This window comes from Massilimicrobiota sp. An134, from assembly GCF_002160815.1.
Lineage (GTDB): Bacteria > Bacillota_I > Bacilli_A > Erysipelotrichales > Coprobacillaceae > Allocoprobacillus > Allocoprobacillus merdigallinarum.
In genome coordinates this window covers 13,884-30,228 of record NZ_NFLH01000019.1, presented here as the reverse complement: position 1 = coordinate 30,228, position 16,345 = coordinate 13,884, and the positions used below count along the sequence as shown (strand labels likewise).

The window sequence follows — 16,345 nt, the reverse complement described above, 5'->3', positions numbered from 1 at the left end:
AGAATTTATACAGAAAGTATGATAGTATTATAGGAAAATAAATGATTGGAGATAGTAAAATGGATCAAAAACAAATTAAAGGATTAACTCATGGTGAAGTGCTACAACGTCAGCAACGTGGTGAAGTTAATCGACAACAAAAAACAATTAGTAAAAGTTATAGTCAGATATTTCGCGAAAATATTTGTACATTATTTAATTTATTAAATGTTTTAATTGCGATTGCTTTAGCGCTTGTTGGAGCTTGGTCAAATCTTGTTTTTATTGTGATTATCATTGCTAATGTCTGTATAGGAATTATTCAAGAGATACACGCTAAAAAGCTGGTTGATGAGTTATCATTGCTGATGATTCCTCATGTTAAAGTTTTAAGAGATCAGCAACAAGTGACAATTCATGTTGATGAAATCGTAATGGATGATATTATGATTTTAGAAGCAGGAGATCAGATTTGTTGTGACAGTGTTGTTATTGATGGTGAAATTGAAGCTAATGAATCTTTATTAACTGGAGAATCTGATCCTATTCATAAAAATCAAGAAAGTGATTTGCTTTCAGGAAGTAGTGTTATTAGTGGGAAATGTTATGCAAAAGTTATTCATGTTGGTGAAGATAACTATACATCACGTTTAACAAATGAAGTCAAAAAAGCAAAAGAATTACAATCAGAATTATTAAATTCAATGCGTAAAGTGACAAAAGTAACAAGTTTTATGATTGTTCCTTTAGGAATTATTTTATTTCTTGAAGCTTATTTTCTTAGACAAGATGCTTTGTCACAGGCTGTGATCAGTAGTTCTGCAGGTTTATTAGGAATGTTGCCAAAAGGGCTTGTTCTATTGATGAGTGTAAGTTTGGCAGCAGGGGTCACAAAACTTGCCAAGCAGAAAATTTTAATTCAGGATATTTATTCTTTAGAAACACTTGCTCATGTTGATACATTATGTTTGGATAAAACAGGAACAATAACAAATGGAAAAATGAAAGTTGAAAAGGTAGAGTTTTTATCTTCTTTATCATCTGATACATTTACAGAATATTTTGGTTCTTATTTGCATTATAGTGATGATAACAATGCAACTTATCAAGCGATATGTGATCATTTTACACTGAATGAAAAACATGTTCCAAGTCAAAAGGTTGCCTTTTCATCACAACGAAAATGGAGTGCCATGACATTTGATGATTATGGAAGTATTGTTATGGGAGCGCCTGAACGTTTAATGAAGAATCTTCCAGCATCTTTAATGCAGCAGATTGAAAATGGTAAACGTGTGATTATTATTGCCTATACTCAAAATAAGCTTGATGTTAAAGCTCCACTTCCTGAAGTGACACCCGTTTTGGCTATTGTTTTAACTGATATGATACGTAAAGATGTTGAAAAAACATTGCAGTATTTTGATAGTCAGGGTGTAGATGTGAAAGTTATTTCAGGAGATCATGTTTTGGCTGTCTCTAAGATTGCTCAAATGGCAGGATTGAAAAATTATGATAAGTATATTGATTTAAGTGAAGTTCAAAATAGTGAAAGTCAAATGGATGAACTTGTGAATCAATATTCAGTTTTTGGTAGAGTGACACCTCAACAGAAAAAATGGCTTGTTGAAGCATTAAAAAGACAAGGTCATACAGTCGCAATGACAGGTGATGGGGTGAATGATATGTTGGCTTTAAAAGAGGCAGATTGTAGTATTGCGATTGCTGAAGGGAGTGAAGCAGTTAAACAGTTATCTCAAATTGTTTTATTGAATTCAGAGTTTTCATGTTTGCCTGAAGTTGTTTTAGAAGGACGTCGAGTTGTTAATAACTTAACAAGAGTTGCTAGTGTTTTCTTTATTAAAACAATTTATTCTATTATTTTAACAATAGCATGTGCAATCTGTAATATTCCATTCCCATTTATTCCTATTCAAATTACTTTAATTGACTTTGCAATTGAAGCTTGGCCATCATTTTTAACATTGTTAGAACCACAAACACAAAAAATCAAAGGTCAGTTCTTACCAACAGTATTAAAAAATACATTCCCTCATGCTTGTGGTGTCTTATTATGTTTTTTACTTGTTTATACAGGTCGACCATTATTCCATATTCCTATGGAACAAAGTGTCACAATGATGTATTTGGCACTTGCATGTATAAGTATGCAGGCTGTCATTGTTTCAAGTTTCCCAATGACGAAATTACGTTTATTTGTCTGTGTAACTATGGTTTTAGGATTTATTTTGGCTATCCTTTTATTCCATCAATTATTACACATCACAATGCTTACATATTCTCAAATCATTCTCACAATCATTATTACTTGCATTGGATTACTCTTTAAAGAGGTTGTTAGACATATTATTGCTTTCAAAACAAAAGATGTTAAGTAAAAATACTTGACACATTTCAAATATATGTTATACTAGGAAAGCAAAATCAATAAATGGAGGAAAGATTATGGCAGTAAAAATTAGATTAAAAAGAATGGGTGCAAAAAAATCACCATTTTATAGAATTGTAGCGGCAGATTCAAGAATGCCTAGAGATGGACGTTTCTTAGAACAATTAGGAACTTATGATCCTAGACAAGATCCAGCTGTTGTCACAATCAAAGAAGAAGAAGTTTTAGCATGGTTAAATAAAGGTGCTCAACCTTCTGATACAGTAAGAAATATCTTAAGCCAAAAAGGTATTATGAAAAAATTTGCTGATTCAAAAGCAAAAAAATAAGCTGGTGATATAAAGTGGATTACGTCAAAACTTTACAGGAACTTGCAAGTGAACTTGTTATTGAAAAAGATAAATTAGAAGTCAGACAGATGCCTTCATTAGATGAAGATACAATCGTTTTATATGTCTATGCTTCAAAAAGTGATATTGCAAGATTAATCGGTAGAAAAGGAATGATGGCTAATTCTATACGTCAACTTATGTCTGTAAGTGGACGTTTAAATCATCAAAAATTAGACATCAAATTTGAATCTTATGGAGAATAGATGTGGTTCCACATCTATTTTTTATTCAAGGAGGACATTATGAATCAAGTCATTGTTGGAAAAATCGTGAATACACATGGCATTAAAGGAGAATTGAAAGTAAAAGCATCAACAGATTTTATTGAAGAAAGATTTCAAAAAGGGGCTACACTTTATCTGGAATATCAGGGCCAAACTATAGAAATGACAGTTGCTTCACACCGTTTTCATAAAGGACATGTGTTAGTGACTTTTGAAAACCACCGTGATATTAATTTAGTGGAAAAATATAAAGGATGTTTACTTTATGCTTGTAAAGATGAAAACTTATTAGGTGATGATGAATATTATGTCAGTGATATTATTGGCTGTCAGGTTTATAATGATGGTCAGTTGATTGGTGTTGTACAAGATGTTCAACTCTATGATCATCATGATATTTTAGTTGTTAAGGGAAAAGAAAAAATTATGATTCCTTATGTTGATGCTTTTATTGTTGATGAAGATATAGAAAATAAGCGTATAGACGTACATTTAATAGAGGGATTTTTATAATGAAAATTGATATTTTATCATTGTTTCCTGAAATGTTTAATGGTTTCTTAGAAACTTCTATTATCAAAAGAGCTATAGATGCACAGGTTGTGGAAGTTCACGTTCATGATTTTAGAGAATTTGCTGATAATAAACATAAAAAAGTAGACGATTATCCTTATGGTGGGGGACAAGGTATGGTTTTAATGTGTCAGCCTATTATTGATTGTTTAAAGACACTGACGACTCCTGACAGTCTTGTCATCTTAATGTCGCCACAGGGACAGACATTTCATCAGCAATTAAGTTATCAATTATCTTTAGAAAAACATTTGATTTTTATATGTGGACATTACGAAGGATTTGATGAACGTATTCGTGACTATGTGGATATGGAACTTTCCATTGGTGATTATGTCTTAACAGGTGGAGAACTTGCCAGTATGGTATGTTGTGATGCAATTATTCGTTTATTGGAAGGCGCTATTCGTGAATCTTCTCATGAAGATGATTCTTTTAGTCAAGGATTGTTAGAATATCCACAATACACACGTCCTTATGAATATGATGGAAACTGTGTTCCTGATGTTTTGATGAGTGGTCATCATGAAAAAATTAGACAATGGCGTTTGGAACAATCTTTAAAGAAAACTTATTTGAAACGCCCTGATTTGTTAAAAACTAGAAACTTTACTGATGAAGAATTAAAAATATTAGAAAAAATCACAAAAAAAGATTGATTTTTATAATAAAAAATGATAATATTTCTTAGTCTTTGGACGCAGAAGCTCCGCTGGTTAAATAACGTATGAACTTCGAAGATAAATTTTGTGAAGGAGGAAGTCATATCATGAATATGCAATTAGTACAAGAAATTACTAAAAAACAATTAAGAAACGACATTCCAGATTTCAAACCTGGAGATACTTTAAAAGTTTATGTAAAAATTCAAGAAGGAGATAAAACACGTATTCAGTTATTTGAAGGTGTTTGTATTGCTAGAAAAGGTGGAGGAATTTCTGAAACTTTTACTGTTAGAAAAATTTCTTACCAAGTTGGTGTAGAAAGAGTTTTCCCACTTCATTCACCAATCATTGATAGAATTGAAGTTGCTAAAATTGGTAAAGTACGTAGAGCTAAATTACATTACTTACGTGGATTATCAGGAAAAGCTGCAAGAATTAAAGAAATTCGTAAATAAAAAGTATGGGATGGTCCCATACTTTTTTTCTAGTCTTTTGAGCCTATTAAATGTATAATAAAAAGGTACATAGAAAAGGAGCGATGAGAATGAACAAAAAGAAACTCTATGTTTCTATTGTAGAAATTATAGTTGTGATTGCTGTGACTATCGGTATTTTTAAATTTGTTGTAATACCAGTAAGAATTGAAGGCATTTCAATGGAAAATACATTACATGATCATAGTATAGCTATGATTAATGCCATGGGAATTCAAGAAGATAATATCCATCGTTTTGATATTGTAGTGATTGATAGTCAGCAGCTTAATGAAAAGATTATTAAACGTGTTATAGGATTACCTAATGAAACAGTACGTTTTGAAAATGATGAATTATATATAAATGATGAGCTTGTTCAACAAGATTTTTTAGATCAGGATTTTGTTGAAGAATCAAAATTAACTTATAATGTTGAACAATTTACAGATGACTTTGAAGTCACTTTACAAGATGGTGAATATTTTGTGATGGGAGATAATCGTTTGCGTTCCACTGATTCTCGAGAGTTGGGACCATTTACTATTGATGATTTTGTTGGAATGAAAGGACTTGTGATCTATCCATTTACTCATATTCAATGGATTGATTAAAAAGGATGGTGATGAAAATGGCTAATCAAGGATCAAAAATGAATATTCATTGGTTTCCTGGACATATGGCTAAAGCCAGAAGAGAAATAACAGAAAAAATAAAAGTTATTGATATTGTCATTGAATTGGTAGATGCACGTGCTCCTTATTCATCAAAAAATCCAATGATTAATGAGATAACAAAAAATAAGCCTCGTCTTATTGTTTTAACAAAGAAGGATATGGCAGATGACCAGTATACCAAACAGTGGGTTCAATATTATGAAAAATGTGGCTATCAGGCTATGAGCGTGAATCTAAAGAATTTCAATGAATACCAGAAAGTTATTGAAAAATGCCGTGTTGTTTTGAAAGATAAAATGGAAAAGGAAAAAGCCAGAGGTCTCAAACCACGTGCTATTCGTGCTATGGTTTTGGGAATTCCAAATGTCGGGAAGTCAACTTTTATTAATAAACTGGCAAATCGTAAAGCTACAGTGACGGGAAATAAACCAGGTGTGACTAAGGCTCAACAAATTATTCGCATTGCTAAAGATTTTGAATTATTTGATACACCAGGTGTATTATGGCCAAAACTTGATGATGAACATGTGGCCAAAAATATAGCATTATTGGGATCAATCAAACAAAGTATTTTACCTTTAGATGATTTGTTTATTGAAGCTATGCGTTATTTGTCTAAGCATTATCCGGAACTTTTAAAAGAACGTTATCAATTAGAAATTGATGAAAATGATCCTGATTGGATTATTCATACATTTGATCATATTGCAAAAATAAGAAAAATAAAACCATTACGTGGGGAAACGGATTATGATCGTGTTATGGAACTTTTCTTTAGTGAAGTCAATGATGGTAGCATTGGAAAAATCACATGGGAGGATCCAACATGTGTGAACGACTAAAATATGAGCAAATGGCTTATGATTTAGGAAAACATTATATTGTGGGACTTGACGAAGCTGGTCGTGGTCCAATGGCTGGTCCATTGGTTGTAGGAGCTGTTATTTTCCCTCGAGATTATTATGATGAAAGAATTAATGATTCTAAAAAATTAACTGAAAAAAAACGTGAAGAACTTTATCGTATTATTATTGAAAATGCATTAGCTTATCAAATTGAAATTATTGATGTTGAAGATGTCGATCGTTTAAACGTTTATCAGGCTAGTAAAAAAGGAATGCTGGACGCTATTGAACATATATCTATTCGCCCAGATTATGCATTGACAGATGCTATGCCTTTAGGTGATAGTATTGAACATCAGTCTATTATAAAAGGGGATGGATTATCTTTAAGTATTGGTGCAGCGAGTATTTTGGCTAAAGTGACACGTGATCGTATCATGCAGGATTATGCTAAGATATACCCTGAATATGGTTTTGATAAGCATAAGGGTTATCCCACAAAGCAACATAAAGAAGCTCTCAAAAAATATGGTGTTACACCTATTCATAGACGTTCTTTTCAGCCAGTTATTGAAATGTTAAATCAACAATTAAGTTTATTTGATGAATAAAGACATCATCAGATTCTATGTTTTTACTACAAAGTAAAAAATATTAAAATTATTATATCTTACGTTCTGTGAAGTGCATTTTTCTCAATCCGTTGATCAAAGCAATCAATAGAAAAATTGATTGTTTTTTATTTTTTGAAAAAAATTCATGGAAAAAAAGAAAAATGACAATTTTTTGCGTATATAAATAATAGGAGGATAATTATATGGAAGAATTAGTATTGTATTTTTCTTTAAAGTATGAAGGGGATTTTCAAAAAATCTATAAAGCTTTAATGAATAAAGAAAGAGTTGATGAAGAATTAAAAGTAGAATTAATGAAAAGGATGAATTGTCGTTACATAACAATTTTTAGTGATGAATATCCAGAATTGCTGAAACAGATTAACTGTCCACCATTTGTTTTGTATTATTATGGGGATTTATCATTGTTGAAAACAAAAACGATTGGTGTTGTGGGAATGCGTAATATGAGTGAATATGGGAAACGAGCAACACATTTGTTTGTGAAAGATTTAGTTCAAAATGGGTATACCATTGTCAGTGGGATGGCAAGAGGTATTGATACTGTAGCTCATCAAAATGCAATTGCCTATGGTGGACGTACCATTGCTGTACTTGGAACAGGGATTGAATACTGTTATCCTAAAGAGAATAGACTATTATATGAGGAGCTGAAAGAACATCAGTTGGTATTAAGTGAATATCCTTTTTTAACTGCTCCTCAAAAACGTCTGTTTCCATTTCGTAATCGTATAATTGCGGGTTTATCTTATAGTATATTAATAAGTGAGGCAAAACAAAAAAGTGGAACCATGATTACAGCTGGCTATGCTTTAGAACAAGGAAAAGACATTTATTGTATTCCAGGACGTTTTGATGATTATCAGGGGTGTAATGAGCTTATTAAACAGGGAGCTAAACTTGTTTTAAGTGCTCAGGATATTATGGAAGATGAAGATTATGGTTGACAAATCAAAAAAAAGACTTAATAATAGAAAACACGTAGGAGGTAATATGATGGGTAAGAATTTAGTGATTGTTGAGTCGCCATCAAAATCAAAAACAATTCAAAAGTATTTAGGTGCAGATTTTGAAGTGACTTCATCAAAAGGGCATATTAGGGACTTGGCAACTACTGGAAAAGGTGGTTTAGGAGTCGATGTGGAAAATAATTTCAAGCCTAATTATGTTATTAATAAAGACAAAAAAGATGTTGTGAAAGAGTTGAAAAAATGCGTGAAGGAAGCTGATTATGTTTATTTGGCTACTGACCCTGACCGTGAAGGTGAAGCAATCTCATGGCATCTTGCAGAAGTGTTGGGATTAGATGAAAATTCAACAAATCGTATTGTTTTTAATGAGATTACACGTGATGCTGTTATCAATGCATTGAAAAATCCTCGTACAATTGATCAAAATCTTGTTAAATCACAAGAAACGAGAAGAGTTTTAGATCGTATTATTGGATTTAAGCTTTCTAAGCTTCTACAAAAAAAGATTAAATCGAAATCAGCTGGTCGTGTTCAGTCAGTTGCATTGAGATTGATTTGTGAAAGAGAAAAAGAAATTGAAGCTTTTATTCCTGAAGAATATTGGAAAGTCAAAGCTCAATTTGAAAAAGATGATGTGACATTTGAAGCAGAGCTTGCTAAATATCACAATAAAAAAATTGAACTTCATAATGAAGAAGAAACAAATACTGTTTATGAGGCTTTAAATAAAGAGTTTCGTGTTTCTGATGTGAAGAAAACACAGAAGAAACGTGCTTCAAAACCACCATTTATTACATCTACATTACAGCAGGAAGCATCTTCAAAGTTGAATTTTAAAGCAAAACGTACAATGATGATTGCTCAAAAACTTTATGAAGGTGTCGATATTGGTAATGAAACTGTCGGTCTTATTACGTATATGAGAACGGATTCGATTCGTTTATCTGAAGGATTTATTCATGAAGCTAAGCAATATATTGGTGAAAAGTTTGGTCAAGACTATGTCGGTAGTGTAAAGGTGTCAAAGAAAAAAGACAATGTTCAGGATGCTCATGAAGGTATTCGACCAACAAGTATTATGCGTACTCCAGAAAGTGTGAAAGAGTATTTAAGTCGTGATGAATATAAGTTATATTCTTTAATTTATGCTAGAGCAATTGCTTCATTAATGGCTCCAGCTAAATTGAATGCTACAACACTTTCATTGGATAATAATGGTTATGAATTTAAAGCGAGTGGTTCAGTTATTTGCTTTGATGGATATTTAAGAGTTTATGGCGCTTATGAAAAACAAACTGATGAAATTCTACCTGAAGTGACAGTTGATGAAAAATTATTAAGTCAGGATATTCAAAAAACACAGCATTTTACAAAACCACCAGCTCGTTATAGTGAAGCAAAATTAATTAAGGAACTTGAAGATTTAGGAATTGGTAGACCAAGTACTTATGCAAGTATTATTGATACAATTGTAACAAGACAATATGTTGAACTTGTTGATAAAGCATTTAAACCAACGGAGTCAGGTTTATTAACAAATGAAAAGCTGGTTGAATTCTTTGATAGTATTATCAATGTTGAATATACAGCTCAAATGGAAAAAGAACTTGATGAAATTGCTGAAGGACATGATGATTATGTTCATGCTTTAACAACATTTGAAGATAAGTTTGAACCTTTGTTAGAAAATGCTTATGATAAGATGGAGCAGATTCAACCACAAAAAACAGGGGAAACATGTCCTGAATGTGGTGGTGATCTAGTGATTCGTAAAGGAAAATATGGATCATTTGTTGCTTGTTCTAACTATCCAACATGTAAATATATTAAAAAGGAACCTGAAACGATTGAGTATACAGGAGAAACATGTCCAAAATGTGGTAGTCCAATGATTTATAAGACAGGACGTTATGGGAAGTTTGAAGCATGTTCAAATTATCCTGAGTGTAAATATATTAAAAATGAACGAAAAAAAGCTGAACCAGTGATGACAGATGAAGTTTGTCCAAAATGTGGTAGTCCAATTGTCATTAAAAAGGGACGATTTGGTGAATTTAAAGCTTGTTCAGCTTATCCAAAATGTAAAACAATTATTAAATAAAAGTCCCATATGGGACTTTTTAGAAAGGAAAAACAAATGGAAAGAGTCAACATTATAGGGGGCGGATTAGCAGGAGTAGAAGCTGCTCATCAGTTGATTTTACGCAATATTCCTGTGCGTCTATATGAAATGCGTCCACATCAGACAACTGGTGCTCATAAAACTGAATACTTTGCTGAATTGGTTTGTTCTAATTCATTAAGAGCAGATGGACTTCATAATGCTGTAGGTGTATTAAAAAAAGAAATGGAAATGAATCACAGTTTAATTATGAAATTTGCCAGAGAACATCAAGTTCCTGCTGGAGGTTCATTAGCTGTTGATCGTTTTGGGTTTTCAAAAGCAATTAGTGAATACATCGAATCTCAGCCATTAATTGAAGTTGTACGACAAGAAGTGACTCGGATTCCTGAAGGTCCAACAATTATTGCTTCAGGCCCACTGACAAGCTCAGCTTTATCACAAGATATTCAACAATTGTTGCAGAAAGATTATTTTTATTTTTATGATGCAGCAGCACCTATCATAGAAAAAGAAAGTATTGATTTTTCAAAAGCTTATCTCAAATCAAGATATGATAAAGGAGATGCTGAATATATTAACTGTCCGATGAATGAAGAACAATTTGAAGCTTTTTATAAAGCTTTAATTGAAGCTGAAGTTGTTAAACCAAAAGATTTTGAAGAAAAGTTTTTTGAAGGCTGCATGCCTTTTGAAGAAATTGCCAGAAGAGGAAAACAGACTTTACTTTTCGGACCGATGAAACCTGTTGGATTAGAAAAGGATGGTCAAAGACCATATGCGGTTGTTCAATTAAGACAAGACAATGCTGTTGGTTCACTTTATAATATTGTTGGATTCCAGACACATTTAAAATGGGGAGAACAGGAACGTATTATTCATATGATTCCTGGTTTAGAAAATGCTAAAATTGTACGATATGGTGTTATGCATCGAAACTGTTTTATCTGTTCGCCTCGCTATCTGAAACCAACATATCAGTTTATAAATCGTGATGATCTGTTTTTTGCTGGACAAATGACAGGTGTTGAAGGATATGTGGAGTCAGCTCAAAGTGGCATAGTGGCTGGTATTAATATGGCAAGATATTTACAAGATCAGGAATTACTGATTTTTCCTAGAGAGACAGTGATGGGCTCTTTGGCATATTATATTACTCATGGTAGTGAAGATGATTTTCAGCCAATGAAAGCTAATTTTGGGATTTTACCTGATTTAGCTGTGCGTGTGAAGAAAAAAGAACGTAAGGATGCTTATGCCAAACGTGCTATTGAAACGATGGAGGATTTTATTTCAAATGTCTGATTTTTATAAGACGATGAAAGAATATTTACATTATTTGCAGTATTTTAAAAACTATTCATCTTTAACAATCAAAGGATATCAAAGAGATATTGAAGAGTTTATTCAATACTGTCAGCGTGAGAATATTTCTTGTTTTGAAACAGTAAAGTATTCTTTTTTAAGAGGCTATTTGGCTTATTTACATACTAAGAATTTATCACCTAAAACGATTAATCATCATATGAGTAGTCTAAGAGGACTTTATCGCTATCTACAAAAAGAAGAACGCATTGATGATAATCCGTTTCTACTTATTGAATCGTTGAAAGAACCACAACGTCAACCAGATTTTTTATATATTGATGAAATGTTAGATTTGTTAGATAGTATTGATACACATACATCATTAGGACGTCGTAATAAAGCAATGCTTGAATTGATGTATGCCTCAGGACTACGTTGTTCAGAAGTTGTAGAGCTGCAGTTATCACAAATTGATTTTTCTAGACAACTGCTGTTGATTCACGGAAAAGGTGGTAAAGATCGTTACGTTCCGTTTCATGATTATGCGGCTTCATGGTTAAAAGATTATATTGAAAACGATCGCCAAGAGATAATGTCAAAATCACAACAGGATCATTATTTTGTATTTATTAATAAGTTTGGTAAACCTTTAACAAATCGTGGTGTGGAAGATATTGTCAATCGTGTGGTCAAAGCATATGATCCCACTAAGAAAATTCATCCTCATACCATTCGTCATTCGTTTGCAACGCATTTATTAGAACAGGGTATTGATTTACGTGTTGTTCAGGAGCTATTAGGACATGCTCATTTATCAACAACACAGGTTTATACACACATTACAAAACAGCATTTAAAAGAAATTTATGATCACTCACATCCAAGAAATCAACAAAATCATTAAGAAGTGAGAATATTTGAAAAAAATGTTGACGATAAGATGATAAAATGATAATATACAAATGTTGTAGACCTCTAGCTACAACCGCACATACAAGGTATTAAAGCTTAGCTGCCTTGATTGGCGAGTCTGAGATTATTATAAAAAGAAGGAGGTACATCATGTACGCAATTATTGAAACTGGTGGAAAACAATTAAAAGTTGAAGTTGGAGATTCTATTTTTGTTGAAAAATTAGATGTTGCTGAAGGAGAAGAAGTTGTTTTAGATAAAGTTTTATTTATTGGAGATAAAACAAATAAAATCGGTAATCCTTATATTAAAGGAGCTACTGTCACTGCTCAAGTTGAAAAACAAGGTAAAGAAAAGAAAGTTTTAATCTATAAATATAATCCTAAAAAGCATTATCATAAAAAACAAGGTCATAGACAACCTTATACAAAATTAGTGATCAAAGATATTAAAAAAACTGCTAGAAAAGCAGCTCCAAAAAGCGAAACTGCAGAAGCTGCTGAATAATGATTGAAGCTGTTATTAAAAAGCATAAACAATCCATTATTCAAATAACGGTTTCTGGACATGCTCAAAGTGCTGAATATGGCAAAGATTTAGTATGTGCTGGAGTAAGTACTGCTTGCATAGGAATTGCAAATGCATTGGTGCATTATCAGTTTTTATCACAAGAGTTAGGTACGATTGAGATTAATGATGGATATATTGATATTAAGGTTCAACATACGAATGAGCAGATTCAAGTGGTGCTAGGGACATTTGAAGTCATGCTGGAAACAATTGAAGAATCTTATTCAAAATACATGAAAATCAAAAAGATGGAGGTATGAAACCATGATGTTTAAGTTAGATTTACAATTATTCGCTTCTAAAAAAGGTGTTGGTTCAACAAAAAATGGTCGTGATTCTGAATCAAAAAGATTAGGAGCTAAATTATCTGATGGGCAATTCTGTACTGCTGGTTCTATCATTTACAGACAAAGAGGAACTAAAATCCATCCAGGTGTAAATGTTGGAAAAGGTGGAGATGACACTTTATTTGCAAAAGTAGATGGTGTTGTGAAATTTGAAAGAGACGGAAGAACAAGAAAAAAAGTTTCTGTTTATCCAGCTGCTTAATAGGAACCCCTTATATGGGGTTCTTTTTTTGAAAAAGACGGTAAAGAAGGTGAAAAGATGAAGTTTATTGATAAAGTACATATTTATGTTGAAGCAGGTAAAGGTGGCGACGGTGTTGTGGCCTTTCGTCGTGAAGCCTATGTACCTAAAGGTGGACCTGCTGGAGGTGATGGTGGAAAAGGTGGTAGTATTATTTTTGAAGCTACAACATCACTTTCCACTCTATTAGACTTTAGATATCATCGTGAATATAAAGCAAAAAGCGGTGGTCAGGGAATGGCTAAAAAGATGCATGGTGCAGATGGTGCTGATATGATTTTAAAAGTTCCTGTTGGAACTGTCATTTATGATGAAGATAGTGGGCGTGTTTTAGCTGATTTAACTCATGATAAGCAAAGAGCGGTGATTGCTAAAGGTGGACGTGGTGGACGTGGAAATGCACGATTCGCAACAAGTCGTAATCCTGCTCCAACTATTTGCGAACGCGGAGAACCTGGTGAAAAATATAATTTGATTTGTGAATTAAAATTACTTGCGGATGTTGGGTTGGTTGGATTCCCATCAGTGGGGAAATCAACGTTATTATCAGTTGTAACACGTGCAAAGCCAGAGATTGCTGATTATCATTTCACAACAATTGTTCCTAATTTAGGAGTGGCTCAATCTAAAGATGGACGTTCATTTGTTATGGCTGATTTACCTGGTTTAATAGAAGGAGCCAGTCAAGGAAAAGGATTAGGGCATCAGTTCTTACGTCATATTGAAAGATGTCGTGTTATTGTTCATGTTATTGATATGGGTGGTACTGAAGGTCGTGATCCTTATGAAGATTATTTGGCTATTAATAAAGAGCTTGGTGAATATAAATATCGTTTATTAGATAGACCACAAATCATTGTTGCTAATAAGATGGATGAACCTGCAGCTGAGGAAAATCTTGAACGTTTTAAAGCTCAATTGAATGAAGATATTCCTGTTTTTCCTGTTATTGCTTTGATTCAAGAAGGTGTAGATATGGTTCTTTATGCAATTGCGGACTTATTGGATCGTACACCATCATTTGCCAGTGAAGAGGAAGAAACAGAAAACAGTGTTCTCTATACATATGAAAAACCAGATGAAATTGGATTTGAAATTCATAATATGGGTAATGGGCAATGGCACGTTACTGGTGAAAGAGTGGAAAAAATTGTTCAAATGGCATCGCTTGGTAGTGATGATGGTGTCAAACGTTTTGCACAGAAAATGCGTAATATTGGTTTGGATGATGCTTTGCGTGTGGCAGGTGTTCAAGCTGGAGACACAGTTTCAATTTTAGATTTTGAATTTGAGTTTTATGAATAAACCAATTCCATAATAGATGAAAAAATGAGAAAATTGCTTCTCATTTTTTTATTTATGTTAAAAGTGTGCTATAATGATGTGGATATTATGAAATGGGAGTTGTCACATGTATAGTTATATTAAAGGTGTTATTGTCGATATGTGTAAAGATCATATCGTGGTAGATAATCAAGGAATTGGTTATTTGATTTATGTTTCTAATCCTTATCAGTTTACAAAAGGAAAAGAAACATTAGTTTATGTGTATCAACAGGTCAGAGAAGATGGTATTATTTTGTTTGGTTTTTTAACCAAAGAAGAAAAAGATTTATTTTTAAAGTTGATACTTGTCAAGGGAATTGGTTGTAAAACGGCTATTGGTATTTTGGCTACTGGTGATGTTCAAGCAATTATTTCAGCAATTGAATCCAAAAATATTACCTATTTAAGAAAAATTCCAGGTATAGGACCTAAGGCCGCTCAACAGATTGTATTAGATTTACAAGGCAAATTTGATATGCCATCATCACAAATTGTTTTAACATCAGTAGAATTTGATGAAGCTGTAGAAGTTTTGATAGCTTTAGGATATAAACGTCAGGATGTTGATCGTGTGATGAATACACTTTCTCATGAATCGCTAGATACAAATGGGTATGTAAAAAAAGCTCTAGGTTTATTAGTCAAGATATAGGAGGGTGACTATGGATTTAAATCATGATGTTTTAGATATCAATGAACATATAGAAGATGAAGAAAATCAATTAAGACCTGAATCTTTTGATGAATATATTGGACAAAGTCATTTGAAGAAGAATTTAAAAGTTTTTGTTGGGGCGGCTAAACTAAGAAATGAAACATTGGATCATGTTTTATTGTATGGGCCACCTGGTTTAGGAAAAACAACTATGTCCATGATTATTGCTAATGAAATGGGAACGCATTTAAAAGCAACAACTGGACCAAGTATTGAAAAAACTGGTGATTTGGTTGCTATTTTAACATCACTTGAACCTGGAGATGTCTTATTTATTGATGAAATTCATCGTTTGAATAAAGTAGTAGAAGAAATTTTATATCCAGCAATGGAAGATTTCTATGTAGATGTTGTTATTGGAAAAGAAGCTTCAACACGTTCTATTCGCATTGATTTGCCACCTTTTACACTTGTTGGAGCGACAACACGTGCTGGTGATTTATCAGCACCATTAAGAGATCGTTTTGGTATTGTTTCTAAACTTGAATATTACAATGTTGAAGAATTAACATCTATTATTAATCGTACCAGCCAGGTTTATCATATTGAAATGGATGATGAAGCTAAAATTGAATTAGCCAAAAGATCACGTGGAACACCAAGAATTGCCAATCGTTTATTTAGACGAGTGAGAGATTTTGCCCAATATAATGGTGATGATGTTATTACAAAAGAAAGAACAGTGGAAGCTTTACAATCGTTAAAAGTAGATGAATTAGGTTTAGATGATGTTGATCATAAATATCTATTAGGTATTATTCAACGTTTTCGTGGTGGGCCAGTTGGCTTAGAGGCTATTGCTGCAAGCATTGGTGAAGAACCATTGACTTTAGAAGATGTTTATGAACCTTATTTATTGCAGACAGGATTGATTAAAAGAACGCCTAGAGGGCGTGTTGTTACTGAATTAGCATATCAGCATTTTCACATTTTAAAAGAATCTTAGGATTCTTTTTTATT

Annotated in this window: 19 protein-coding genes and 1 other annotated feature; all 19 genes read left to right on the top strand. The window is 32.6% G+C overall.

Translation table 11 applies throughout. The features are described from left to right. The first annotated feature begins 59 nt into the window (after positions 1-59). The 19 genes from B5E79_RS08610 to ruvB all read left to right on the top strand — a co-directional run bounded on the left by B5E79_RS08610 (position 60) and on the right by ruvB (position 16,331). Positions 60-2,378: a cation-translocating P-type ATPase gene (locus tag B5E79_RS08610; RefSeq protein WP_087297696.1), complete on the top strand. Its 2,319-nt coding sequence runs from the start codon at positions 60-62 to the stop codon at positions 2,376-2,378. A gap of 67 nt (positions 2,379-2,445) precedes the next feature. Beyond that, positions 2,446-2,718 carry a 30S ribosomal protein S16 gene (gene rpsP / locus B5E79_RS08605; RefSeq protein ID WP_087242909.1) on the top strand — a complete coding sequence of 91 codons (273 nt, stop codon included), beginning with the start codon at positions 2,446-2,448 and terminating at the stop codon, positions 2,716-2,718. A gap of 14 nt (positions 2,719-2,732) precedes the next feature. Further along, positions 2,733-2,984, top strand: coding sequence for a KH domain-containing protein (locus B5E79_RS08600; RefSeq protein ID WP_087242907.1), 252 nt, complete (start codon positions 2,733-2,735; stop codon positions 2,982-2,984). A 39-nt stretch (positions 2,985-3,023) separates the two neighbouring features. Continuing rightward, on the top strand, positions 3,024-3,518 hold the full coding sequence (gene rimM, locus B5E79_RS08595) for a ribosome maturation factor RimM (RefSeq protein ID WP_224762536.1): 495 nt from the start codon (positions 3,024-3,026) through the stop codon (positions 3,516-3,518). Next, positions 3,518-4,237 carry a tRNA (guanosine(37)-N1)-methyltransferase TrmD gene (gene trmD, locus B5E79_RS08590; RefSeq protein WP_087242905.1) on the top strand — a complete coding sequence of 240 codons (720 nt, stop codon included), beginning with the start codon at positions 3,518-3,520 and terminating at the stop codon, positions 4,235-4,237. The genes rimM and trmD overlap by 1 nt, the downstream gene beginning before the upstream one ends. Positions 4,238-4,347: 110 nt before the next feature. Further along, positions 4,348-4,698 carry a 50S ribosomal protein L19 gene (gene rplS / locus B5E79_RS08585; protein ID WP_087297695.1) on the top strand — a complete coding sequence of 117 codons (351 nt, stop codon included), beginning with the start codon at positions 4,348-4,350 and terminating at the stop codon, positions 4,696-4,698. Between the two features lie 89 nt (positions 4,699-4,787). Continuing rightward, positions 4,788-5,330, top strand: a complete 543-nt coding sequence (gene lepB / locus B5E79_RS08580; protein WP_241147476.1) for a signal peptidase I — start codon at positions 4,788-4,790, stop codon at positions 5,328-5,330. A gap of 17 nt (positions 5,331-5,347) precedes the next feature. After that, positions 5,348-6,235 carry a ribosome biogenesis GTPase YlqF gene (gene ylqF / locus B5E79_RS08575; protein WP_224759470.1) on the top strand — a complete coding sequence of 296 codons (888 nt, stop codon included), beginning with the start codon at positions 5,348-5,350 and terminating at the stop codon, positions 6,233-6,235. After that, positions 6,220-6,849 (top strand): ribonuclease HII, encoded by a 630-nt coding sequence (locus tag B5E79_RS08570; protein WP_087242899.1) that lies wholly within the window; start codon positions 6,220-6,222, stop codon positions 6,847-6,849. Before ylqF ends, B5E79_RS08570 begins: the two co-directional genes overlap by 16 nt. Before the next feature lie 206 nt (positions 6,850-7,055). Further along, positions 7,056-7,820, top strand: coding sequence for a DNA-processing protein DprA (gene dprA, locus B5E79_RS08565; protein ID WP_087242897.1), 765 nt, complete (start codon positions 7,056-7,058; stop codon positions 7,818-7,820). Positions 7,821-7,869: 49 nt separating this feature from the next. Then, a complete protein-coding gene (topA, locus tag B5E79_RS08560; protein WP_087297693.1) occupies positions 7,870-9,945 on the top strand; it encodes a type I DNA topoisomerase in 2,076 nt (691 codons plus the stop codon). A gap of 36 nt (positions 9,946-9,981) precedes the next feature. Beyond that, positions 9,982-11,271 (top strand): methylenetetrahydrofolate--tRNA-(uracil(54)-C(5))-methyltransferase (FADH(2)-oxidizing) TrmFO, encoded by a 1,290-nt coding sequence (trmFO, locus tag B5E79_RS08555; RefSeq protein WP_087297692.1) that lies wholly within the window; start codon positions 9,982-9,984, stop codon positions 11,269-11,271. Then, a complete protein-coding gene (gene xerA, locus B5E79_RS08550; RefSeq protein WP_087242891.1) occupies positions 11,264-12,178 on the top strand; it encodes a site-specific tyrosine recombinase/integron integrase in 915 nt (304 codons plus the stop codon). The genes trmFO and xerA overlap by 8 nt, the downstream gene beginning before the upstream one ends. A 69-nt stretch (positions 12,179-12,247) precedes the next feature. After that, positions 12,248-12,316: a sequence feature (ribosomal protein L21 leader region), on the top strand. 20 nt (positions 12,317-12,336) lie between these two features. Continuing rightward, positions 12,337-12,693, top strand: a complete 357-nt coding sequence (gene rplU / locus B5E79_RS08545) for a 50S ribosomal protein L21 (protein ID WP_087242889.1) — start codon at positions 12,337-12,339, stop codon at positions 12,691-12,693. Next, entirely contained in the window at positions 12,693-13,016 is a 324-nt protein-coding gene (locus B5E79_RS08540; protein WP_087242887.1) for a ribosomal-processing cysteine protease Prp, read from the top strand. Before rplU ends, B5E79_RS08540 begins: the two co-directional genes overlap by 1 nt. A gap of 4 nt (positions 13,017-13,020) precedes the next feature. After that, complete coding sequence (rpmA, locus tag B5E79_RS08535) at positions 13,021-13,305, top strand: 50S ribosomal protein L27 (protein ID WP_087242885.1); 285 nt, start codon at positions 13,021-13,023, stop codon at positions 13,303-13,305. Between the two features lie 57 nt (positions 13,306-13,362). After that, positions 13,363-14,649 (top strand): GTPase ObgE, encoded by a 1,287-nt coding sequence (obgE, locus tag B5E79_RS08530; RefSeq protein WP_087242882.1) that lies wholly within the window; start codon positions 13,363-13,365, stop codon positions 14,647-14,649. A 106-nt stretch (positions 14,650-14,755) separates the two neighbouring features. Continuing rightward, positions 14,756-15,322, top strand: coding sequence for a Holliday junction branch migration protein RuvA (gene ruvA / locus B5E79_RS08525; protein ID WP_087297691.1), 567 nt, complete (start codon positions 14,756-14,758; stop codon positions 15,320-15,322). A 10-nt stretch (positions 15,323-15,332) separates the two neighbouring features. Further along, on the top strand, positions 15,333-16,331 hold the full coding sequence (gene ruvB, locus B5E79_RS08520) for a Holliday junction branch migration DNA helicase RuvB (protein WP_087297690.1): 999 nt from the start codon (positions 15,333-15,335) through the stop codon (positions 16,329-16,331). The last annotated feature ends 14 nt before the right edge of the window (positions 16,332-16,345 follow it).